At 56.9% G+C, this 20,148-nt stretch carries 24 protein-coding genes; 14 read left to right on the top strand and 10 right to left on the bottom strand.

Annotated features, from left to right (window positions below; all coding sequences use genetic code 11):
• Positions 1–39: 39 nt before the first annotated feature.
• Positions 40–561 carry a hypothetical protein gene (locus tag SYNCC9902_RS07615; protein WP_011360290.1) on the bottom strand — a complete coding sequence of 174 codons (522 nt, stop codon included), beginning with the start codon at positions 559–561 and terminating at the stop codon, positions 40–42.
• A gap of 50 nt (positions 562–611) precedes the next feature.
• On the opposite strand from SYNCC9902_RS07615, the gene budA reads away from it, so the two are divergent.
• Genes budA through larB form a run of 7 tightly spaced genes read left to right on the top strand, consistent with a single transcriptional unit; the run spans position 612 to position 6,118 of the window.
• A complete protein-coding gene (budA, locus tag SYNCC9902_RS07610) occupies positions 612–1,460 on the top strand; it encodes an acetolactate decarboxylase (RefSeq protein ID WP_041425112.1) in 849 nt (282 codons plus the stop codon).
• Positions 1,460–2,419, top strand: a complete 960-nt coding sequence (gene era, locus SYNCC9902_RS07605) for a GTPase Era (protein ID WP_011360288.1) — start codon at positions 1,460–1,462, stop codon at positions 2,417–2,419. Before budA ends, era begins: the two co-directional genes overlap by 1 nt.
• 31 nt (positions 2,420–2,450) lie before the next feature.
• Positions 2,451–3,353, top strand: coding sequence for a phytanoyl-CoA dioxygenase family protein (locus SYNCC9902_RS07600; protein ID WP_232179198.1), 903 nt, complete (start codon positions 2,451–2,453; stop codon positions 3,351–3,353).
• 22 nt (positions 3,354–3,375) lie between these two features.
• Positions 3,376–3,840 (top strand): phycobiliprotein lyase, encoded by a 465-nt coding sequence (locus tag SYNCC9902_RS07595; protein ID WP_011360286.1) that lies wholly within the window; start codon positions 3,376–3,378, stop codon positions 3,838–3,840.
• A gap of 6 nt (positions 3,841–3,846) precedes the next feature.
• Positions 3,847–5,052, top strand: coding sequence for a tRNA (guanosine(37)-N1)-methyltransferase TrmD (gene trmD / locus SYNCC9902_RS12275; protein WP_011360285.1), 1,206 nt, complete (start codon positions 3,847–3,849; stop codon positions 5,050–5,052).
• Positions 5,049–5,450, top strand: a complete 402-nt coding sequence (locus SYNCC9902_RS07585; protein WP_011360284.1) for a TIGR03792 family protein — start codon at positions 5,049–5,051, stop codon at positions 5,448–5,450. The genes trmD and SYNCC9902_RS07585 overlap by 4 nt, the downstream gene beginning before the upstream one ends.
• Complete coding sequence (gene larB, locus SYNCC9902_RS07580) at positions 5,450–6,118, top strand: nickel pincer cofactor biosynthesis protein LarB (RefSeq protein WP_011360283.1); 669 nt, start codon at positions 5,450–5,452, stop codon at positions 6,116–6,118. The genes SYNCC9902_RS07585 and larB overlap by 1 nt, the downstream gene beginning before the upstream one ends.
• 10 nt (positions 6,119–6,128) lie before the next feature.
• Here the strand turns inward: larB and SYNCC9902_RS12955 are convergent, their stop codons facing one another.
• The 5 genes from SYNCC9902_RS12955 to SYNCC9902_RS07555 form a co-directional block, all read right to left on the bottom strand.
• Positions 6,129–6,257, bottom strand: coding sequence for a hypothetical protein (locus SYNCC9902_RS12955; RefSeq protein ID WP_009789428.1), 129 nt, complete (start codon positions 6,255–6,257; stop codon positions 6,129–6,131).
• Between the two features lie 117 nt (positions 6,258–6,374).
• On the bottom strand, positions 6,375–7,286 hold the full coding sequence (locus tag SYNCC9902_RS07575) for a DUF1517 domain-containing protein (RefSeq protein ID WP_232179295.1): 912 nt from the start codon (positions 7,284–7,286) through the stop codon (positions 6,375–6,377).
• An 83-nt stretch (positions 7,287–7,369) separates the two neighbouring features.
• Positions 7,370–7,588 carry a sulfur carrier protein ThiS gene (gene thiS, locus SYNCC9902_RS07570; RefSeq protein WP_011360281.1) on the bottom strand — a complete coding sequence of 73 codons (219 nt, stop codon included), beginning with the start codon at positions 7,586–7,588 and terminating at the stop codon, positions 7,370–7,372.
• Between the two features lie 5 nt (positions 7,589–7,593).
• Positions 7,594–8,658 carry a thiamine phosphate synthase gene (locus tag SYNCC9902_RS07565; protein ID WP_041425110.1) on the bottom strand — a complete coding sequence of 355 codons (1,065 nt, stop codon included), beginning with the start codon at positions 8,656–8,658 and terminating at the stop codon, positions 7,594–7,596.
• Between the two features lie 148 nt (positions 8,659–8,806).
• Positions 8,807–9,739 carry a bifunctional riboflavin kinase/FAD synthetase gene (locus SYNCC9902_RS07555; RefSeq protein WP_041425463.1) on the bottom strand — a complete coding sequence of 311 codons (933 nt, stop codon included), beginning with the start codon at positions 9,737–9,739 and terminating at the stop codon, positions 8,807–8,809.
• 54 nt (positions 9,740–9,793) lie between these two features.
• Between SYNCC9902_RS07555 and SYNCC9902_RS07550 the strand changes: the two genes are divergently transcribed.
• Positions 9,794–10,354 (top strand): DUF3611 family protein, encoded by a 561-nt coding sequence (locus SYNCC9902_RS07550; RefSeq protein WP_011360278.1) that lies wholly within the window; start codon positions 9,794–9,796, stop codon positions 10,352–10,354.
• A 67-nt stretch (positions 10,355–10,421) separates the two neighbouring features.
• Here the strand turns inward: SYNCC9902_RS07550 and surE are convergent, their stop codons facing one another.
• Positions 10,422–11,231, bottom strand: coding sequence for a 5'/3'-nucleotidase SurE (gene surE / locus SYNCC9902_RS07545; protein WP_011360277.1), 810 nt, complete (start codon positions 11,229–11,231; stop codon positions 10,422–10,424).
• A gap of 72 nt (positions 11,232–11,303) precedes the next feature.
• Between surE and pheS the strand changes: the two genes are divergently transcribed.
• The gene (gene pheS, locus SYNCC9902_RS07540; protein WP_011360276.1) at positions 11,304–12,311 is read left to right on the top strand and encodes a phenylalanine--tRNA ligase subunit alpha; all 1,008 of its coding nucleotides are present in this window, start codon (positions 11,304–11,306) and stop codon (positions 12,309–12,311) included.
• A 28-nt stretch (positions 12,312–12,339) separates the two neighbouring features.
• Here pheS and SYNCC9902_RS07535 read toward each other — a convergent pair whose 3' ends face one another.
• Positions 12,340–13,212, bottom strand: coding sequence for a hypothetical protein (locus SYNCC9902_RS07535; protein ID WP_232179197.1), 873 nt, complete (start codon positions 13,210–13,212; stop codon positions 12,340–12,342).
• 98 nt (positions 13,213–13,310) lie between these two features.
• A complete protein-coding gene (locus SYNCC9902_RS07530; RefSeq protein WP_011360274.1) occupies positions 13,311–15,332 on the bottom strand; it encodes a hypothetical protein in 2,022 nt (673 codons plus the stop codon).
• A gap of 131 nt (positions 15,333–15,463) precedes the next feature.
• Here SYNCC9902_RS07530 and SYNCC9902_RS07525 point away from each other — a divergent pair, with 131 nt between their 5' ends.
• The 3 genes from SYNCC9902_RS07525 to SYNCC9902_RS07515 are packed head-to-tail and all read left to right on the top strand — an operon-like array spanning position 15,464 to position 17,472.
• On the top strand, positions 15,464–16,372 hold the full coding sequence (locus SYNCC9902_RS07525) for an NAD(+) kinase (RefSeq protein WP_011360273.1): 909 nt from the start codon (positions 15,464–15,466) through the stop codon (positions 16,370–16,372).
• Positions 16,369–17,052, top strand: coding sequence for a winged helix-turn-helix domain-containing protein (locus SYNCC9902_RS07520; protein ID WP_011360272.1), 684 nt, complete (start codon positions 16,369–16,371; stop codon positions 17,050–17,052). Before SYNCC9902_RS07525 ends, SYNCC9902_RS07520 begins: the two co-directional genes overlap by 4 nt.
• Positions 17,053–17,058: 6 nt before the next feature.
• On the top strand, positions 17,059–17,472 hold the full coding sequence (locus tag SYNCC9902_RS07515; protein ID WP_011360271.1) for a DUF192 domain-containing protein: 414 nt from the start codon (positions 17,059–17,061) through the stop codon (positions 17,470–17,472).
• 19 nt (positions 17,473–17,491) lie between these two features.
• Here SYNCC9902_RS07515 and SYNCC9902_RS07510 read toward each other — a convergent pair whose 3' ends face one another.
• On the bottom strand, positions 17,492–18,757 hold the full coding sequence (locus tag SYNCC9902_RS07510; protein WP_011360270.1) for a bifunctional cobalt-precorrin-7 (C(5))-methyltransferase/cobalt-precorrin-6B (C(15))-methyltransferase: 1,266 nt from the start codon (positions 18,755–18,757) through the stop codon (positions 17,492–17,494).
• 21 nt (positions 18,758–18,778) lie between these two features.
• Here SYNCC9902_RS07510 and SYNCC9902_RS07505 point away from each other — a divergent pair, with 21 nt between their 5' ends.
• Complete coding sequence (locus SYNCC9902_RS07505; protein WP_011360269.1) at positions 18,779–19,861, top strand: sulfotransferase family protein; 1,083 nt, start codon at positions 18,779–18,781, stop codon at positions 19,859–19,861.
• Positions 19,861–20,118 carry a hypothetical protein gene (locus SYNCC9902_RS07500; protein ID WP_011360268.1) on the top strand — a complete coding sequence of 86 codons (258 nt, stop codon included), beginning with the start codon at positions 19,861–19,863 and terminating at the stop codon, positions 20,116–20,118. The genes SYNCC9902_RS07505 and SYNCC9902_RS07500 overlap by 1 nt, the downstream gene beginning before the upstream one ends.
• Positions 20,119–20,148: the final 30 nt, after the last annotated feature.

Genomic DNA, 20,148 nt, shown 5'->3' with positions numbered 1-20,148 from the left:
CAATGGATCATTGCCCTGACTGCGCTCGATCTTGATTGCTTAAGCAGCAGCGATGGCGTACACACTGCTGCTAATTGCACGTTTTTGTTCGTCGTCGTAGCCCCATCGTTCCAAGAAGGAGACATCAGCACCAGCGTTGTCGATGGTGGCTTCAAGCAGCTGCTCCAACCGTTCTTTTACGAGGATCGGCTCCAACAGTCGTAGTAATTCTGTGCAGCGGAGGGTGACCCGCTCCGATCCGGCCTGTTGGTTGTCATCTCCGCTGCGCTTGTGATGCAGGGCCATCGCAGTGCTCATTGCCAAATTGCGTACGCTGAGATCCACCACATCGCCTCCAGCACTGCGCAGCTGCCCCGCAACCACATCGGGCATGCGGTCCATTAAGGCGCTGTCTCCGGCGAGCGTCACCACGAAAAAGCCTCGCGCCCCATCGCGGCTCGCCACCATTTCACCAATCCGATCGGCGAGCACTTCATCGCTGATTTCTTCGTTGTCCCATTGCTGCAGCCAAGTGGCTGTGATTTCCATCGCCTGCTGAAACGTGGGCTGTTGATTCGGCATGGCGCATCGTTGCCACTCGAGCCAGGCTATGGGTCTGACGCGTTGATGTGATGCTCAGTTCCTCGAATCACGATCTTCATCTGCGACTTCCTTCCGGCCATTGGCAGGCGTTACAGAAGCATTGTGCGCAGACGGGGGAAAGCGCCAGTGCAGTGATTCGTAAAGCACTCGGTGATTTCCTCGATTTAGAGCACCACACCATTTGGCAGCTTTCGACGTCGACGGCCGTGGTGGAAGGTGTGTTTGGAGAGGCCTTAAAAGTGTCTGATCTGCCTCAACACGGCGATTTTGGCATTGGGACGTTTGAGCACCTTGATGGGGAGGGAATCCTTCTCGATGGACTTTGTTGGCAGGCCAGGGCAGATGGAAGCTTGATTCAGGCCCCTCTCGATGAAGGCATTCCCTTTTGGATTGCATCGCGTTTTCAGAGTGAAAAACAATTCACCCTTGAGGACGTACAGAGCCTTGAGCAGCTTGGAGAGTTGCTGGATCCCTTCAGGCCGAGCGCCAATCTCTTCGTTGCCATCCGCATCACTGGAACGTTCAATCAGGTGTTGGTGCGATCGGTTTCTCCAGTGGAGGAAGGCGCCACATTGTTGGATGCAGCGAAGGCCCAAACCACCTTTCGCCACCAGGCGATTCAAGGAACTCTGGTTGGATTTTGGAGCCCGACTCATGCCAGCAGCCTGAATATCCCCGGCTATCACTTGCATTTTCTTTCTGATGATCGACAGCACGGAGGCCACCTCTTGGATCTAAGGGCCGATTCGTTGCAGGTGGATTTTGATCTTGAATCGAACTTGCGTCTTGCCTTGCCTGAAACTCGCGAATTTTTGATGGCTGACCTGAGTGGAGATCCCAGATCGGCATTGGAGCAGGCCGAAACCAAAGCCGGCTGATGAACCCGCAGACTGGTTTGATGGTTGACCCCCCTGTGCCAGACCACTACCGGTCTGGTTTTATTGCCTTGATCGGTCGTCCCAACGTTGGGAAATCGACCCTGCTGAACAAGCTGGTGGGGGAAAAGGTGGCGATCACATCGCCGGTGGCTCAGACCACACGCAACCGCCTGCGCGCCATCCTCACCACTGAGGAGTCCCAGATGGTTCTGGTCGACACCCCTGGAATTCATAAGCCCCATCATCTATTGGGCGAACGGCTCGTCCACAGCGCCCGAAGCGCGATCGGAGAGGTTGATCTTGTGCTTCTTCTCCTTGAGGGGTGTGAGCGGCCAGGCCGCGGCGATGCTTTCATCGTCAATTTGCTGAAACAGCAGTCGCTACCAGTGTTGGTTGCTTTAAACAAATGGGATTTGGTGGCTGCCGACCAACAGGATCAGGCCGCCGCCAGCTACGACGAACTCCTCGCTGAGACCCATTGGCCGGTGCATCGTTGCAGTGCGATCTCGGGTGATGGTTGCCGTGAGCTTTCCGTCGCCATGGCGGAACAGCTTCCCTTGGGACCGCAGCTGTATCCGCCAGACATGGTGACGGATCAACCGGAACGCGTGCTCTTAGGCGAATTGATTCGTGAGCAGGTGCTCCTCCACACCCGTGAAGAGGTGCCCCATAGCGTTGCTGTAACGATCGATCGCGTCGAAGACATCCCACCGAAGGGTAAAAATCCAGGGCGGACGGCCGTGTTGGCCACGGTGCTGGTGGAACGGAAAAGTCAGAAAGGGATCCTGATTGGGAAGGGCGGCGCCATGCTCAAAACGATTGGTCAGGGAGCAAGGCTCCAGATGCAAACGTTGATCGATGGTTCGGTGTATCTGGAGTTGTTTGTGAAGGTGGTGCCTGATTGGCGGAGTAAGCCCCATCGCCTTGCGGAGTTGGGTTATGGCGGGGGTGATTTCTGAGCGCGGATTGCGTCCGATCTACGCTTCAACGATGCTCTCTTTGCTGACACGCACCAAGAGCTTTCGGGATCCTTGGGTCGGTCATCCCATCCTGAACCGGCAGTTTCAGCTGCACCGTCGACGGGTGGAAATCGCCGAAACCCTTTGCACTTGGCGGCGGTGGTTAAAACCCGGACGATGCGCCGATCTCGAGCGCGATGGGTTTGTTGTGATCCAAAACTTCCTCCCGCCGAGCCAATTTGCCGCGTTGCGTGATGAGGTGGAATCGCGGGTGAGTGATGTTGCGCATCAGCATCCGATGCCTGTGAACAATCGGGTTGGATTCCAACCCAAGCAACCCTTCCCCGGCGGATTTGATCGGTTTGATGGCGGCACCCTCAACCGCTTCCTTCATATCGATCCATTGGAGATGCCCCAGGCGGCGAAGGTCTGTCATGACCCACGCTTGTCGTCCTGCTCTCGGCAGGTGATCGGTTTGCCGATGGATCACCACAAGGTAGATGTGTACTTAACGGTTCATGGGGAGGAGCGCGAAACCCCTGATCTTCAGAAAGATCTGCATCGCGATACGTTTTTTCGTGCCTTGAAGTTTTGGTTGTTCTTACGCCCTGTCGAGCTCGATGACGGTCCGTTTGAGTACGTCCCCGGTAGTCATCGTTTGGATCCAGTCCGCTTGCGCTGGGAACAATCCACTGCAGATGCGGCGCTATTGCATCGCCGTCAGCCCGATGTTTCGGGCTCATTTCGGATTCGAGATGAGGCTTTGGTAAGCCTGGGCTTGCCAAAGCCCATAGCCGTGACCTGTCCTGCCAACACCCTTGTGCTTGCCGATGTGTTCGGCTTCCACCGTCGTGGTGCCGCTGTACCCGGACACCAGCGCCTCGCTGTTTATGGATGGAATCGGCCGTATCCATTTTTGCCGATCACTTGGTGAAGCTGGCTGAGAGAATGGGCAAATGAGTGAACAACCCTTCCCTCCTGCCGATCCAGCCGCATTCATTGCCCTTTGCGATGGGCAATGGATGAGTTTGCGGAGCTGTTTCGAGCTGTCGTTGGAAGGAGACGATGAATGGCACAACAGTGAACGTGGGGAGTTGACGGTGCGTCGTGAAAGCACCCCAGCGTCTGGCCTGGGTCAGCTGGTGGTGCAAGCTCCCAGTGGAGTCAGCAGCACCCTTTTGTTTTCCGAGGATGGTGGCTTATCTCGCAATGGAGAGCCTGCGGGAACCTGGCTCTTTTGGCCCGACGGCAGCATGGAACTCAATCTTCCGAGCCCCGATGGTGTTGTGGTGCAGGAGCGAATTTGGTTCACGCGCGCGAATTTGCGTTTGCGCAGCACTACGGCCGTGAATGGTGAAGGTGTTCCCCTGCAGGGCAGCTTTTGCACCGACATCCGCCGGGTTTCGAAGCCCTCCGCTTAAGACGATATGGCGACCTATCGCCTTGACGTGGTGACCCTGGCTCCCCAGGCGTTTGCTCCTTTATTGGAGTTGGGTGTGATCGGGCGAGCCTTCTCCGCTGGGATTGCGGAGATGCATCTGCACAATCCACGGGAGTTCGCCACCGATCGTCACCGCAAAGTGGATGACGTGCCCTACGGCGGTGGTGCCGGAATGGTGCTTAAGCCCGAACCGGTGTTTGCCGCCATGGAGTCGGTGCCGCGCTGTCCACGCTCCAGGGTTTTGCTGATGTCTCCCCAGGGACGCCCGTTACAGCAGAGCGATCTTCAACGCTGGTCGCGGGAGTTCGATCAGTTGGTGTTTCTCTGTGGGCATTACGAAGGGTTTGATGAACGCATTCGCGGCCTCGCAGATGAGGAGGTTTCGATCGGAGATTTTGTGCTCACCGGTGGGGAATTGCCCGCGATGACCGTGATCAATGGTGTGGTGCGATTACTCCCCGGGACGGTGGGGGCCCCCGATTCGTTGGTGGAGGAGAGTCACAGCACGGTGTTACTGGAACACCCTCACTACACCCGGCCTGCGGACTTCAGAGGGATGACGGTGCCCGCGGTGCTTCGCAGTGGAGACCATGGAGCGATTGCGAACTGGAGGCAGCAACAGCGTGAGCTGCGAACCCAGGAACGCCGGCCGGATCTTTGGACGCGGTGGCAAACCGAGAGAATGGAGCTCCCTTGCGACACCGCCATGCAGTTGCGTATCGGCAACGGTTACGACATGCACCGGTTGGTGAAGGGTCGACCTTTAATCCTTGGTGGCGTGACCTTGGATCATCCGGATGGACTCGGTTTGGATGGCCACAGTGATGCCGATGTGTTGGTGCATGCCGTGATGGATGCCCTGCTGGGCGCGTTATCCCTCGGGGATATCGGTAAATATTTCCCGCCGACCGACCCCAAGTGGAAGGGTGCTGACAGTTTGATGCTGCTGGAGCAGGTGGTTCAGCTTGTGGGCAATCAGGGCTGGCAGGTGGTGAATCTTGATGCTGTTGTGATTGCGGAGCGGCCCAAGCTCAAGCCCCATATCGAAGTCATGCGATCGAACATCGCGATGCGCATTGGCATCGCCGGAGATGCTGTTGGTGTCAAAGCAACCACCAATGAAAAGCTGGGTGCAGAGGGCCGTGAAGAGGGGATCAGCTGCCATGCCGTGGCGCTCTTGCAGAAACCATGATTCGCAAGTTTGTGCTGCTGTTCGCCATCCTTGTGATGTTCGCAGGACAGGTTTTGGCCAGTGATGCGGTAATTGAACAACTGCGTTTGAAGGTTCCGGAGTCTCAAGTTCAGACCTGGCTTGATGCAGAGAAGCAGACTTGGCAGCCCTGGCTTGAGCAACAGGATGGATTCCTTGGACGCGACATCGCCTGGGATCCGGCGCATGAGGAAGGACAGCTGTTGATTCATTGGGCCACCCGTGATCAATGGAAGGCGATCAACCCCGATGACGTGGACATGGTGCAGCGCCAATTTGATTCCGTTGTGAATGCTGCATTGGGCCGTTCTGCATCGGCGGAATCCCCGTTCCCCTTGGTGCTGGAGGGTGAGTTGTTGCCGCTCCGCTTGCCCGGCTGATGGTGGATGCCCGGCTCGATCTGCAGCGTCGACGGCGCCTCGGGATGGTGGAGGCCATCTGGGGTGAGCACAAAACTGGCGATCAAATCATTGCGATTTTGAAGCGCTTTGAGGATGCGGGCGAGCTGGGGTTGGTCACTCGGGTGGATGCAACGAAAGCAGATTTCATATCGGCGGCTTTACCCCAGGTGCGGATTCATCCCCACGCAAGATGTTTAACGATGGGTGCTTTGCCCACGCCAAAGGGCGGTGCACCAGAGGTGGCGGTGATCAGTGGCGGCAGCAGCGATCGCACGGTGGTGTCGGAGGCAACTCTTGCGTTGCAGTGCCATGGAATCGGCGTCGATACCGTGATGGACGTGGGGGTGGCCGGGTTGCATCGTCTGCTCGACCAACTACCAAGGCTGCAAACCGCTCGCGTTTTGATCGCTTGTGCGGGCATGGAAGGAGCTTTGCCCACGGTGATCACTGGCTTAGTGCCCCAACCGGTGATTGGTGTACCGGTGTCTGTCGGTTATGGCATCAGCCAGGGTGGACGCACCGCCCTAGAAGGAATGTTGGCGAGTTGTGCGCCTGGATTATTGGTGACCAATATCGATAACGGATACGGAGCGGCCATGGCAGCTCTGCGAATCCTGCGGGGTGACGCAGAGGATGGATGGGAATAAGAACGGGCAATCAATCCGTCGTGCTTTGGCCTAAACGACCCAATTCGGCACTGTTCTGATCACATTCGACGCGCTTCATCGTGTTGATCAAAGCGTCGAGATCGGCAGGGGACAACTCACCATCCTGTTGCCATTTCATTGCTCGAGGATCGGGAGACAAGGGACGGACTGAATGTGTTGGTTTGAAATTTAGGTGTTGGACCTAAGAAAAAATGCCTACTTCACTCAAATCTCCAGAAGAAAATCTGTAGATCGTTCAGAGATGTTGGAGGTTTGGATATGCCGTTACCAAATCTTCAGCGCTCAACACATCACCTCTGCCTTCCGGTTGCCAGATCACTTCAAGGGCAATGAGTTCGGTGGATGCCGTTGAACCCAAAATGCGCAGGGTTTGACGCAACTCTTCCCCGGTATCTGAGCCAGCCAGCTTGGCTGACGCTGTTGAGGCCACCAATAACGTCACCACGATGAATTCGTTGGTGTCATCAGCATCACCAGAACCAACGTTCGCTTCAGCACGGCGCTCACCACCCACGTTGCTGGTGAGCTCAGCATCTAATTTGCTGCGTTCATTCATCGACAGCCGATTGAAGGTGGCTTCAGCCGCATTGAAGGGAACACTTCCGCTCTCAGAATTGGCGTAGACCCAGAGATCGGGCTGGCGCAGAAGCGCAAGGGTTGTCTCTTGGAGAAGGCGTTGTAAGCCGCTTTTGCTACCTGTGTCAGAGCTCGCGGCCAGTCGGCGTAGGTCGTCTTGTACTGATTTCGCGCTGGCGAGCAGACCCACCTGTAGCTGAATCATGTTCACGTTGCGAGGGAGGGCCGGAGCGGCAGGAGCTCCGCCCATGCCTGGGGCTCCCCCTCCGCTGATGCCACCACGGACGGCGTTCACTAAAACCCCAGCTACGGCCATCAAGATCAGCAGTCCGAAGAGACCGCCACCCCCGAATCCAAAAATCGGAATCAGGAAGGGGAAACCCATGCCGCCTCCCCTGTAGCCACCGCCGTAACCACCGCCGTAACCACCCCCTCGGTACCCACCACCGCCATAGCTGCGCCCGCCGGATCGAGGCATGGAAGGCGCTCGAAAACTCCCACCACCCATACGGCCACCCCGAGCTGCATCAGCAGGTTGGACGTGAATCAGGCTGAGGCCCACCAACACCATGGGGAGGAGCAGCGAAGCGAGCAAGCGTCGGGTCCGGAACAATGAATTAGCTGCCGAAATGGCGCTGGTTTTGTATTGGAACTCTAGGAACCGCCACCCACGATGGTGACAATTTCGAGGTTGTCGCCTTCGCTGACCGCGGTGTTCGCCCACTGCGTGCGCGGAACGATGACGCCGTTGTGTTCGGCAACTACGAGTTGAGGGTTATAGGCAAGCGCTTCGATTACCAACACCAAGGTTGATGGCGTCGGAGCTGGATCAAGACGGCGACGTTCGCCATTCACTTGGAGGTCGAGAGCCATGGGATTCAATCGACGGGGGGCAATAAGGCCTGAAGCAACTGTTGACTAGCGCTCTCAGGGTTCTCCGCAGCCATGATTGCGCCGATCACAGCAACGCGCCGGCAACCCACATCGAGGAGTGCCGTGATGTTCTTGAGCTCAATGCCGCCAATGGCGAACACCGGGAGACGGGTCAGTGCCTGGGCATCTTGAAGACGCACCGGGCCGATTGCGGCTTTTTCTGGTTTAACAGCAGTGGTGTGAACCGGTCCGAGCCCCAAGTAATCGCAGGCTTCGGTATCCGCACGGCGCACGTCGTCCAGGGTGTGGGTGCTGCGCCCGAGTAGTCGAGCTTCTCCGATTAAGTCTCGGGCAACATCGGTGGGTAGATCGTCTTGGCCGAGGTGCACGCCATCGGCATCGACTGCGAGGGCTAGATCGATGCGGTCATTGATCACAAAGAGAGCTCCGTGGGTCTGACACAGCATTCGCAATGCCTTGGCTTCATCAAGGCGCTCACGGTCGTTTCCGCTTTTGCAGCGGTACTGCACCATCGTCACCCCGGCAGTGAGGGACTGTCTCACCCGCTCAATGAGATCGGGGCATGGGGTAGTGATCAGGCATAGCTGGCAGTTGTTCAGGGTTTGGCGACGTGCGTTGCCCAAACTGGCGTTGAGACAAGTGACTTCCAGGTCGTAAAGCCCGTAACGGATCGCGGCTGATTCGGATGCCAGGGATGGATCAATGCTGCGGCCGTATTCCTCCAATACGCGAAGCGCTTCTTGCACACGGCCGCAATTGGCCGCCACCACTGCTTGGGGATTGTCACGTTCCAGTTGGGCTGGATGGCTGAGCCCAGCCCCAGGGTCTGTGGCCGTCGATCGCGCCTGTTTATAAGTGCTTCGGTGAAGTCGCCCCAGGCGTTGCCGCCAATCTTTGAGTTGTACAACCAGATCGTCGCGCTCTAGGCCAAACCGGCACCAGTCCTCCACGACGCGCAGGCCTTCCCTGGATCGATCGAGATTGGCATCGATCAGTCGTGCCACCCGTGGATCAACCAATCGCAATGGCCCCTCACCCATCGATTCCATGGCACGCTGTGGGGAGACTATTGCGGCTCAACATGGAGAACGGTGGTTCCGATAGCTCCATGAGCGTGTTGATCTGGGGGATTGTGCTCCTCGGCAGCATCGGGGTGTTCATCGTGTGGGGCTTGGTGAATGCTTACCCGGGGATGGCTTAGCCAGGATTCTTGAGCAATTGTCGGGCCGCTTCGGCATCGTCTCCGATCTGCGCACTGAGTTCTTGAAGTCCGTTGAATTTTTTCTGGCCGCGAAGGCGATGAACGGGTTCAACGACTAGCTCGCGATGGTCGAGCTCCAGGTTGCGATCGAGCAGGTGCACTTCCACCGCTGAGGGTGAATTGGGATCCACCGTTGGTTGGGGCCCCAGGTTCATCACCGCGGGCATGACGTCTCCTGCTCCATCCAGTTGAACCCAGGCGGCGTAGACCCCAAGGCCAGGTAAGAACTTGCGACCATCCACCTGCAAATTGGCCGTCGGCCAGCCGATCTCCCGTCCCAGTCCACGGCCGCGGACCACCTTGCCTTGGAAGCGGTAGGGCCGACCTAGGAGAGCTTCTGCCTGTGCCAACGCACCTTGCTCAAGAGCGGAACGAATCCGGCTGCTGCTCATGCGCCCGTCCGCGTCCTCAACGATGTCAACAATCCTCACGTCCACGCCTCGACGACGAGCCAGGCGTTGCAGGAGCTCTGCATCGCCGGCACGTCGGTGACCAAAGCGGAAGTTGGTCCCCACAGCAATCCGTTTGGCCTGAAGGGTCTCCAACAGAACTGAATCTGCGAACTCTTCAGCGCTGAGTTGCGCCAGCTCTTTGGTGAAGGGCACCAGCACTAGCTGTTCGATGCCCAACGGTCCGAGTAAAGACAGCTTTTCCTGGGGGAGGTCGAGGCGCAACCGTGTTTCCCCAAACAGCACTTCGCGGGGGTGGGGCCAGAAGCTCACCACGCTAGGAACGGCACCGATCTCTGGATCCAGTCCATCGAGGGCCGCGGCAATCACGGCGCGGTGACCAGCGTGGATCCCATCGAAGCTGCCAAGGGCCAGGGCGGTGGGCCGGCGTGCATCCTTTGGCGAGCAGAGCGGGATCAAAGAGGTGCGGGCCGGACGCTTTGATGGCAAGTTTGAACGACTGACCGACCGGACATGGCAGATCGCCTTGATTTCCAGCAGTTGTCCTTTGGGCTGAAGCGCATGGGCTGGATCCGTTTTTGGATTCAGGTGGTGCTCGGAGTCGTGGTGGTGGGGGTTTTGATTTTCAACAACATTGGCGGAAGTTTGGCCCGTAATGCTGAACGGGCCGTGGGTTTGGGGCCAGGGTTATCGCTCACCACCCTGTCGTTTTTGGTGTTGTTGTACAGCCTCTGGCAAGGCTGGTTGATTGTTCGAATCGGCCGGGCCGTGGACAGTGCAGCGCGACCCACCCGTGGTGAAACGGCACGGCTGATTAAGCGGGGTTTGCTCGCTGATCTTGTGGGCCTCACCTTTGCGGCGATTGGCTATCAAGCCCTGGCCGGAAGTTTGTTCGTTCAAGCCTCAATGCAGACCCCAGGCATCGCCATTGGTGGTGGTGGTTCTGCAGACAATTTGGCGATCACATCGCTCGAGATGCTTTCGGTGTTGAGCAACACCCAAGTTTTATTTGGACATTTGATTGGTTTGATTCTTTCGCTGTGGCTCCTGCAACGCGTTTATCGCACCCAGTAAGCCTTGGGCTTCGAAGCGTGTTCGGCTTGGAGTTGGCGTCGTTTAGTGAACGAGTCAATGAACAGATTCAGTGGACCGACTGATCGTTCAGCTTCAGCTGGGGGAGATCCCCAAGGGGACCTCTCCAGAACAAATCTGGCTGAATAGGGGTGAGTGATGGGCAGTTCTTGTGGATTTGCGCCACGTCGCTCGGCCAGTCTTTGGGCCCTTCGCCTGCTGATTCCAAATCGTTCACCACTTCACCGGCGAGCCAGTAGTAGGCGCGGCCACGCGGATCCTTGCGGGAGCTGAATTGCTCGTCGTATCTCCGGATCGACAGTCGGGTCCAACGAAGGGGGCCCATCACCTCCTTGGCACAGGGCGGAATATTCAAATTGAGCAGCATGTTTTCGGGCCAGTTGCCATGGATGGCTTGTTCACTTACATCCATCGCTAGATCAGCGGCGGCTTGAAATTGGCGCCATTGGAAGCAGGCACTGCTTACCGCAAGTGAGCGAATCCCCTCGAGCGTTCCCTCCATGGCGGCAGCCACGGTGCCGGAACAAAACACATCGGTGCCGAGATTGGGTCCGTGGTTAATGCCGGATAAAACAAGATCAGGTTTGTGTTTCACCAGCTCAAACAGAGCCAGCTTCATGCAGTCGGCTGGGGTGCCACTGCAGGCCCACGCCGTGACGCCTGGGGCAAACAGCTCATCGGCCCGTTCAGCTCGGATGGGGGATTGAAGGGTGAGGCCGTGCCCCGTGGCTGAGCGTTCCTGGTCAGGACAGACAACAGTCACCTCATGGCCCCGGGCTGCCGCAGCTGCCGCGAGGGTCCGAATCCCATCAGCAAATACGCCATCGTCGTTGCTGATCAGAATCCGAAGCGGTGCCATAGGAACGAACGTCTTTGCTCGGAACCTAAACGTCCCGACTGCTTACAGTCTGGTCTTCTTCACGACAGCCCAGTGAGCGCCACGGTCACCCTGCAGCAGCTCACCGATCAGCTGGATGCCCTTGAGCAGGAAGCTGCCGCTGAAATTGCCGAGGCTGTCAACACCCAATCCCTCGAGCAGCTGCGTGTCGGGTTGTTAGGAAAAAAGGGTCGCATTTCCGTAGTCCTCGGAGCCATGGGCAAATTGCCTGGCGAGGAGCGGCCTGTGGTGGGGCAGCGGGCCAATGTTTTAAAAAATCAAGTGCAGACGTTGTTGGCTGAGCGCCTTCAGGCGGTGAAGCAAGCAGCGATGGCGGAACGCATCGCGGGGGAAACCCTCGACGTCACGGCTCCTGCGTCTGGAACGCCAATGGGTCACCGTCATCCATTGATTTCAACAACGGAAGAGATCGTCGACCTCTTTTTGGGGTTGGGGTACAGCGTGGCGGAGGGCCCTGAGGTGGAGCAGGACCACTACAACTTCACAGCCCTGAACATCCCGGAATACCATCCGGCTCGGGACATGCAAGACACGTTTTATTTAAAAGGTGATCTCCTGCTGAGAACCCACACCTCTCCAGTGCAGATTCGCCACCTGGAGCAGAACCCCCCACCGGTTCGCATCGTCGCGCCTGGGAGGGTCTATCGCCGTGATGCCGTGGATGCCACCCATTCGCCGGTGTTCCATCAAGTGGAGGTGTTGGCGATCGATGAAGGCTTGGATTTCAGCCACTTAAGGGGCACTGTGATGGCCTTTTTGAAAGCCTTTTTTGGTGATCTTCCGGTGCGTTTTCGGGCGAGTTATTTTCCATTCACGGAGCCTTCGGCTGAAGTGGACGTGCAGTGGCGAGGGCGCTGGCTTGAGGTGATGGGTTGCGGCATGGTCGATCCTGCCGTTTTGGAAGGGTTAGGACTAGATCCAGAGCGCTACAGCGGTTTCGCGGCTGGGTTGGGGGTTGAGCGCTTCTGCATGGTGCGCCACGGCATTGATGACATTCGCCGGCTCTACACAAGCGATCTGCGTTTCCTCGAGCAGTTTTGATGGGAGTGCGCGTCAACCGAGAAGTTCTTTAATCAAATAGCCAGCAAAATCCCATCGACACGCCGTTCTGCGTAGAGGAGTAGCCGTTGCGCCCATTGTGAGCGGAGTATTCGATCTCGAAATAGCGATACGCCAGTGAAATTTGGGCCGAATTGCCGAGGGCATAAGCAAGACCGGCCTCGATGGTTCCGGATAAATCGTGTTTGCCATTCAGCCCGAAACCGCCTGCATCCATGGCTAGGAAGGCTTGCCAATCTTCTCCAAGGGCAACGGTGGTGTTCATGCCAATGAGGGGCTGCACCCAGGTGTTGTGCCAGGTCTCACTCGCTTCGGACTCAATCTCACGTCGAAGCTTGTGTGACGGCAGGATCCCCTCGACTGTGACGTCATCCTTAAACGACACGTCCATATCCAATGACGCGTCAATCAATCGCATCCCTGCAAAGCCGACGAAACTGACCGCCCCAGGCGTCATCCTTGGCTTTTGAATTGCACCGCCGCGGTAACGAAGCGCAAGATCAAACAGGGTTTGCTCTGTGTCGGTAACTGACTTGATGCTCCCTTCAGAGTTGATCCTTCGTTGCGGAAGCCGAGGGTGGCTTTCATTTTGAATGGGATTGGAGCTCTGCCAGGACGAGACCATTTCGGAGGTGCGGAAGCTGAGATGGTCAAGCCCGGCTTGTAGACCGAAGCGCCCTTTTTCAACAGCAACCTTGCCGCTGAACACGCCGGTGAGCATGTCGAGAACATCGTTGAGATCCAGCGTTTCGCTAGTGATGTTGTTGTTTAGCGTGGTTTTTGAATGGGTTTCAAGCGGGAAGAATCCATAAGCCTCCACATACAAGCGGGTGTTGTTGTCACTTTGTTTTGTATTGTCTTCCGCATTGACTGGAAGGGTCATTGAAGAGAACAGGCAGGCTGTTGCCAGGCCCAGTAGCAAATTGATTCGCATGTAATTTATTGCGGATTTTTGATACGTTGATCTTCAAAAATGAGCCATTAAAGTGCCTTTCGAACTGCACCCATAAGAGGATTTTGTACAGGTGATGCTACGCCATATGTCACCACCAGGCCTTGCCCTCCTGGGAAGGTTGATGTGCGGGGATTGTAGTTCTTATTAATCACGACATCAGCGTCGTACCAGTTGTTGGCGCTCCAGATGTTGCCAGCATCATCAACAACAACATCTGTTGTGACTTGGATGACTCCGCTTTGATAATTATGAATTACGTCGCCGGTTGTTTTTCCCTCAGGACACGTGGATGGGTCCGTTCCACAGATGTGGATCAGACTTTGGCCGTAAAGGTTGCCAACCCAAACATTGTCGTTTCCGTCAATCGTCACACCCCACGGCACGAAGGCGACATCGCCAGCGATTCCATTTTTGATAATCTCCAGATCAGGAGAAATTAAGGCAAGATTTCCTAGGGTTTTAAGCCCAGGATTGACTGCAGCAAAGGCAGCACCAGCCTCGAACTCTTCCATAATTGTCTTGGGCTGTTGAGGTGGGTTTGGTGTTCCAGGTGGCATGACGGCACCGGCAGGAAGTGCACCTGTGGGTGAATTGGATTGTTGCGATAACCAGGCGTTGCCCTTGGAATCAATCGCAAGGCCACGGGCTCCAAGTGCCACTGTGACTGTTTTGTATTGATCAGGTGAATCACCTTCAATCACTGTGAGCTTGTTGTTGAAGCTGCTCGTCACCCAAACCCGATTTTGATTATCGACCGCAACACCAAATGGGGCTTGAAGCCCTTCGAATGAGAGTCGTTTCCCTTTTGTGAAATCACCGTCGGGAAACTGAATCATGTAATTACTGGTGTTGTCTGCGATCCAGACATCACCATTTTTAGATGTTCCAATCCCTTGGAGCTGACCAACCTCTTGATCAATCGTCGCTGGCCCAAGAGCTCGTCCATCTTTGAGGTCAAACACGCCAACTTTGTTGTTGAACGTGCCCACCCATGCATATTTTTCTGAAATGCCCGTTCCCCAGCCAACGCCATCGAGGCCCTGCCCGTTGTAACCGGTGATTGGCGGTGATTGCGCTGTACCTGTTTGGTCGAAGTGCGTCATGCCACCACCAATGCTGTTGACCACACCTGATTGCGATCCGGGCATCCAGTTGGCACCGCTCCACAGGTGTCCCTTTTGGTCAAAGCCCAATTTCCCAAGGGCTAACGCACCACCACCTTGAAACCTGATTGACAAGGAAAAACTTTCTGGTTGAAACAGCAGGTATGGAAGTGATGCGATCGCTCTTCTTTCATTGTTGTTGTTCAGTGGATAATTTTTGTCGAATAATTTGTATAATCTTTCTGTATTTTTCCACGGTAATTTTGCAATGCTTGTCATCGCATCAAGGCTGTTCTCGGTTCCTGTTAGTTCGAGAAGTTGTGTGCAGCCCTTTTCTTGATTTGCGTTTCCACAAAGTGCTAATAGGTTGGAAAGAACGTTGACGCGGGCAGCGGTTTCTGAGCTCAGTAAATTGAATCCATTGAGCAAAGTTTTTCCGAATTGCCCTGTGCTCTGATCAACTAAATGTCTGACGTGTCCAGATCCAATCGCTAAAGCATTCTTGCTGCCAATGAGTTGATTGCCCTTTAATTGCTGAGCATTAGGCCAGACGGAGCCCACGGTTGTTCGTTCATTAATCGCTACTTCTCCATTCACTGTTTCGTCAAGAACAGTGAGCATGCTGAGGCGATCAACATTTGACTTGTTGACTGTCCCGCCAGAGGCGATGAGGTAGTGAATGGTTCCGTCTTTTGGTTTGACGGATACCGCAAAGCTTCCGTCTTTTTTGGAACGAATCGCCTTGACTTGTTGAGGCTTCTGCCCGCCCCTTGTTGTCCAGAGGGTGACGGAGGCGTCTGCAACAGGCTTGCCCATCACCGAGACCGTGCCGCGCACTTTGTTGCGAATGCTGGCTTCTGCCCTTTGCTCGCCCCCGAATCCAGCAAGGCTGATGCCCAGACCTGCGATCAGCAGTCCACGATTCAATGTTTTGAACTGGTTCATTGAATCGGAGTGGTGTTGTCACCTTGCTAAGGGGGGGCAGCCGATCTGCCATCCCCTCGATTGGCTTCCTGTACGAATGGGCTCATGTCAATCCCCCTTAAAGTAAGGGTGTTGTTTTTCTTGTTCGATCAGTGCCCCGAATTGGACTGATCGTGAACGATGGCAAGCCGTTGGCGGAACAAACGGCTGACACAATTCAGCAACGCTTAGAAGCCGCTGGTCAGGAGGTGGTCCGTGCCAGCAGTGCCGGTGGGATGGTCGGTTTTGCCAACCCTGATCAACACTTGCGGATGCTGGGCTACGGCGCCTGCGTCCCAGAGGGATTTGATGCATCGATGGCCCTGGCCATCGTGCTGGGAGGGGATGGAACGGTCTTGTCGGCTGCCCGTCAGACGGCGCCGGTGGGTGTACCAATTCTCACGATTAATACGGGTCATCTCGGCTTTTTGGCAGAGGCCTATCTGGGGGATTTGGATCGAGCCCTGGAGGTGGTGCTTACCGAGCAGTGGACGATTGAAGAGCGCAGCAATCTTGTGGTGAGTGTGATGCGGGGTGAGCAGCGTCGCTGGGAAGCGCTTTCGCTTAACGAGATGGCACTCCACCGAGAGCCGCTCACCAGCATGTGTCACTTCGAGATTGCGATCGGCCGCCATGCCCCCGTTGATATCGCCGCTGACGGGATCATCCTTGCGACGCCCACCGGTTCCACTGCTTACGCCCTTAGCGCGGGTGGACCAGTGATTACACCCGATTGTCCAGTGCTGCAGCTCACGCCGATTGCCCCCCACTCCTTGGCGTCCCGGGCCCTCGTCTTCAGCGACCGTGAACCGGTCACCGTGTTCCCGGCCACCCCAGAACGGCTGATCATGGTGGTGGATGGAACTGCTGGCTGTTACGTGTGGCCGGAGGATCGTGTGTTGATTCGTCGCAGTGACCACCCCGTGCGTTTCGTCCGGCTTGTGGACCACGAATTTTTCCAGGTGTTGCGCAACAAGCTCGGTTGGGGATTGCCCCACATCGCCAAGCCCGACAAGGAATGACGGAGGCTTTGCTGCTTCTGGTGGGGGGTAGTGCTGTTGCACTCGCTCCCCGTCTGTTGGCTTCGGGTTACAGCACCGTCGACTTGACGAACTTGGAGTTAACGGACTGGGCTGGGCTGAAGAACCAAGGGCCGGTGGCTGCTGTTCTTGCTGCGGAGCAACGCCACGCCATTCCATTGCTGCGTCATCGTTGTGCCGGCTTGCCGCTTTTGCTCGATCTGGTGGTCGACAGCGTGGATGCTCGAGCTGAATTCCTGCAAACCGGTGCGGATGATTTTTGGTTGTCTGGGAGTGCCCCAAGCGATCTATTGATGCGGCTGCGGTTGCATTGCACCCTCTCGCAACGGCAACCAAGCCGACCTTCGCTACTGCAATTGAAGAACGACGACCTTTGCTTGGATCCATCAACGCGGGAGGTTTGGCGCGGAGGTCGAGCCCTCGACCTCACAACACGGGAGTTCATGTTGTTGCTCACCCTGCTGCAACATCAGGGACGTGTTTTGAGCCGTGATCAGTTGCTGCAGCAGGTCTGGCAAGACGAGCGGGCCAGCAGCGGCAATGTTGTGGAGGTGTATGTGCGGTACTTGCGCCAAAAACTTGAGGCTGAGGGTGAAGGCAGGCTTCTTCACACCGTCCGGGGCCGTGGTTACTGTCTCGGCCCTTCTGCTGCGGAGGGTTGATTGGCGATGGATGCCCCACCCGCCCTTCCGTTGCCCCAACAGCTGCCATTAACGGCGCAATGGTGCATCGAGCCGCAGCTCTGCATTGCCTTGGAGGTGGCCCAGACCTCTGAGCAACAGAGGCTTGGCCTGATGCAACGTCCGCCATTGCCTCCCCTGCGCGGCATGTGGTTTCCGTTTAACACCCCGCGGCCACTGCGTTTCTGGATGCTTCATACCCTGGCGCCGCTGGACATGATTTTTGTGCGGGAGGACACCGTGGTGTCGATTCAGTCAAGAGTGCCCGTGTGCCCAGAGTTGCCTTGCCCCAGCTATGGCCCGCGTCAGTTGGCAGACGGGGTGGTGGAACTGGCGGCTGGCGAAGCAGAACGCCTTGGCATCGAAACGGGCGATATTGTGCAAATTGGAACGATTCCGTAACTAAGTAGTGTTGATATAGTCACGATTTCGTGCCGCTTACGGTTAGGATTGGATTCATGGGCACAAGCCGCGTGCCATCGCTAAGGGGTTGGCCGCGCCAGGCCTGGAGTTGGTTAATGCGGATCGTCATGTTGGCGTCCTCGAGTATCCGCCGCACACCACTGAGGCTCTCCATGGTGGCAAGAGGCACCACCACGATGCCCGTTGGCTCCATGCGTTCCAAGACGAGTTGCAGCAATGTGTTGCGTTGGCGTCCGCCGCCTCCCACCAGCACACGGTTGGGTTTCTGGAGATCCTGCGGGATCTCAACCGGGAGCTCCCCCCGTAAAAGATCGATGGCATTGGCTTCGAGCACCGCTGCTGGGCGTACCCCCAACCGTTCGGCATTGGCCTTGATCAGTGCGGCGCCTCCAGCCCGTTGTTCGACCGCCATGAGTTGCAGTTGCGGCTGCAATCGCAACGCTTCGAGCCCAACGCTTCCTGTGCCGGCACCCAAATCCCAAAGCACTCCTTGCTCCGGTGGATTGAGATCGGCCAGCAGTTGGATGCGAATTTCCCGTTTGGTCATCAGACCTGGGTGGTCGCTGTGCTGCAGGTACGCCCCATCATCGAGGCCAAAGAGGGGATAGGTCTTTGGATCTTGTGGCGCTGGTTCCTTGGCGATCAGCACCGCAATCAAAAGCCGATGCAGATTGAGGGGGAGATTGTCATCCGGTGCGATCTGCTGAATGCGTTCTTCCGGGTGACCGAGGTTTTCGCATAGCCAAAGGTCGTAGCTGGCTTCAAGACCACTACTGGCGAGCATCCGCCGCACGCTGTTGGCGCCGCCTTGATTTGGATCGGTGAGAACAGCAAGCGCCGCGGGACGCTTCTGGAGGGCCTGGCTCAGGACGTTGGGGTCTCGACCGTGGAGGCTCACCCAGGTGGCGTCTTGCCAGGGGCGGCCAATGCGGGCAAAGGCCAGCTGCAGCGAGGTGGGGGCTGGGTGAAAGCGCAGACGCGCAGTGCCGAGCCGATCCCCCAGCATGCGGCCGATGCCAAACCAGAGGGGATCGCCGCTTGCCAGCACCACCCCCGGAACTGTCGCGTCCACGTCTTGGAGCGCGTCCACCAAGAGGCGGGGATCGTCGCTGTCGATCAAGGGTGTGGGCTGATTGAGCCAAGCGTTGAGTGCCGGCTGAAGTCGGCGCGGTGCCGCAATCCAGTGCGCCTCACGGATCAGTTGTTGTTGAGCCGTTGCTAAGGAGGCTGGTGCCCCGGCATCGGTTCCGATCACATCGATCATCCAGGCATTCTGGTGGGAGGTATGGCATTGCTGGTGGGTCATCGTCCCCCACGTTCAGATCTCTTGGTGATTGCCGGTTTTATTCGGCCCTGGGTGCTTTGGCGTGGATTGTTTGTTGGTCGCCCCTTCCTTGCTCGTTGGTCATCAGCTGTGGTGATCACGTTGAGCGGCCTGCTGGTGGAACCATTGGCCTGGGTCCAATCTCTGCTGATTCGTCGTCAGCTGAGGGCGCGCCAACTTCCGCCCGACCCCATCGTGGTGATCGGTCATTGGCGGAGTGGAACGACTTACCTGCATCAGCTGCTCGCCAGTGATCCAGCCGCTGCCACGGTTCGTAATTCCCTGATGGTGGCTCCCCAGGTTGCTGTTCTATTGCGTTCGCTGATCGTCCTTTTATTGGCCCGGTTGATGTCGGCGCGTCGACCCATCGATGCGGTGGCTTGGGGGCCGGAGGATTCACAGGAAGATGAGCTCTGCATCGCCAAGCTCACCCTCGACACCAACATGGCGGGGGTGGCATTTCCATTGGATTACCTCATTCATTTTCGGCGGAGTGTTCTGCTCACCACCCGCCGCTTTGAACGTCATTGGTTAGATATCACGCGTCTCACCTGGTTGCATGACGGTGCTGGACGGTCGCACCTAGTGATCAAGAACCCCGCCCATACCGCTCGGGTGCCCATGGTGTTGAAGCACTTCCCGAAGGCACGGTTCATTTTTTTAAATCGGGAGCCGATTGATTCGATTCGGTCTCTTGTTCAGGTGAAGCAACGCATGTCTGGTCTTGTGGGGTTGCAACCGCTGCCCACCGAGATCACTCAAGTTGAAGACACCGTGACGGCCCACCGCGAGCTGATCCAGGCGTTCGAAACGTCGCGGCAGCTCATTCCGGCGGGTCAATTGATCGAGGTGAACTACGCCGATTTGATCCAACAACCCTTCGCAGTTGTGGAAAGCATTTATGAGGCTTTCGGCCTTCCAAGTTGGAGCACAGCGCAAGCTCCTATTCGTCAACGCATCGAACAGTCGTCGACCTATCGAGCTGATCCAGTGGCCCTTGAGCCGCTAGCGGAACAGCGCCTGCGGGAGCTCTTGGGGGTGTGATGAACAGCTCTTTAAGACAACAGCCTGAACGTCGACAGCGGCTGCATGAATTGGTGCTGGCCTTGATTGCAAGGGAAGAGGAGTTGCCATTGATGGATGAAGAATGGCCAGAGGTATCGAGCGGAGCTGCTCCAGCCCGTTGGTTGGATCAAAACCGCCGCACTCTGCATCGCTATCAGGCTCTGGTACGGACAGCGGTCACCCTGGATGCGCTGATCGATGCGGAAGACACGCCGCAGGATTTAACCCCTGGCTGATGCTCCTAAACCTGGCAATCTGGGGACATC

Origin of the sequence: Synechococcus sp. CC9902 (assembly GCF_000012505.1) — a bacterium.
Taxonomy (GTDB): domain Bacteria; phylum Cyanobacteriota; class Cyanobacteriia; order PCC-6307; family Cyanobiaceae; genus Parasynechococcus.
The sequence above is the reverse complement of the archived record's forward strand: the minus strand, read 5'-3'. Positions and strand labels throughout refer to the sequence as shown.

What these genes read in the sequence shown, in the direction of transcription:
- SYNCC9902_RS07615 (WP_011360290.1), bottom strand. Translation starts at nt 561, where the DNA reads ATGCCGAATCAACAGCCCACGTTTCAGCAGGCGATGGAAATCACAGCC.
- budA (WP_041425112.1), top strand. Translation starts at nt 612, where the DNA reads ATGCTCAGTTCCTCGAATCACGATCTTCATCTGCGACTTCCTTCCGGC.
- era (WP_011360288.1), top strand. Translation starts at nt 1,460, where the DNA reads ATGAACCCGCAGACTGGTTTGATGGTTGACCCCCCTGTGCCAGACCAC.
- SYNCC9902_RS07600 (WP_232179198.1), top strand. Translation starts at nt 2,451, where the DNA reads ATGCTCTCTTTGCTGACACGCACCAAGAGCTTTCGGGATCCTTGGGTC.
- SYNCC9902_RS07595 (WP_011360286.1), top strand. Translation starts at nt 3,376, where the DNA reads ATGAGTGAACAACCCTTCCCTCCTGCCGATCCAGCCGCATTCATTGCC.
- trmD (WP_011360285.1), top strand. Translation starts at nt 3,847, where the DNA reads ATGGCGACCTATCGCCTTGACGTGGTGACCCTGGCTCCCCAGGCGTTT.
- SYNCC9902_RS07585 (WP_011360284.1), top strand. Translation starts at nt 5,049, where the DNA reads ATGATTCGCAAGTTTGTGCTGCTGTTCGCCATCCTTGTGATGTTCGCA.
- larB (WP_011360283.1), top strand. Translation starts at nt 5,450, where the DNA reads ATGGTGGATGCCCGGCTCGATCTGCAGCGTCGACGGCGCCTCGGGATG.
- SYNCC9902_RS12955 (WP_009789428.1), bottom strand. Translation starts at nt 6,257, where the DNA reads ATGAAATGGCAACAGGATGGTGAGTTGTCCCCTGCCGATCTCGACGCT.
- SYNCC9902_RS07575 (WP_232179295.1), bottom strand. Translation starts at nt 7,286, where the DNA reads ATGGTGTTGGTGGGCCTCAGCCTGATTCACGTCCAACCTGCTGATGCA.
- thiS (WP_011360281.1), bottom strand. Translation starts at nt 7,588, where the DNA reads ATGGCTCTCGACCTCCAAGTGAATGGCGAACGTCGCCGTCTTGATCCA.
- SYNCC9902_RS07565 (WP_041425110.1), bottom strand. Translation starts at nt 8,658, where the DNA reads ATGGAATCGATGGGTGAGGGGCCATTGCGATTGGTTGATCCACGGGTG.
- SYNCC9902_RS07550 (WP_011360278.1), top strand. Translation starts at nt 9,794, where the DNA reads ATGGCAGATCGCCTTGATTTCCAGCAGTTGTCCTTTGGGCTGAAGCGC.
- surE (WP_011360277.1), bottom strand. Translation starts at nt 11,231, where the DNA reads ATGGCACCGCTTCGGATTCTGATCAGCAACGACGATGGCGTATTTGCT.
- SYNCC9902_RS07535 (WP_232179197.1), bottom strand. Translation starts at nt 13,212, where the DNA reads ATGACCCTTCCAGTCAATGCGGAAGACAATACAAAACAAAGTGACAAC.
- SYNCC9902_RS07530 (WP_011360274.1), bottom strand. Translation starts at nt 15,332, where the DNA reads ATGAACCAGTTCAAAACATTGAATCGTGGACTGCTGATCGCAGGTCTG.
- SYNCC9902_RS07520 (WP_011360272.1), top strand. Translation starts at nt 16,369, where the DNA reads ATGACGGAGGCTTTGCTGCTTCTGGTGGGGGGTAGTGCTGTTGCACTC.
- SYNCC9902_RS07515 (WP_011360271.1), top strand. Translation starts at nt 17,059, where the DNA reads ATGGATGCCCCACCCGCCCTTCCGTTGCCCCAACAGCTGCCATTAACG.
- SYNCC9902_RS07510 (WP_011360270.1), bottom strand. Translation starts at nt 18,757, where the DNA reads ATGATCGATGTGATCGGAACCGATGCCGGGGCACCAGCCTCCTTAGCA.
- SYNCC9902_RS07505 (WP_011360269.1), top strand. Translation starts at nt 18,779, where the DNA reads ATGGCATTGCTGGTGGGTCATCGTCCCCCACGTTCAGATCTCTTGGTG.
- SYNCC9902_RS07500 (WP_011360268.1), top strand. Translation starts at nt 19,861, where the DNA reads ATGAACAGCTCTTTAAGACAACAGCCTGAACGTCGACAGCGGCTGCAT.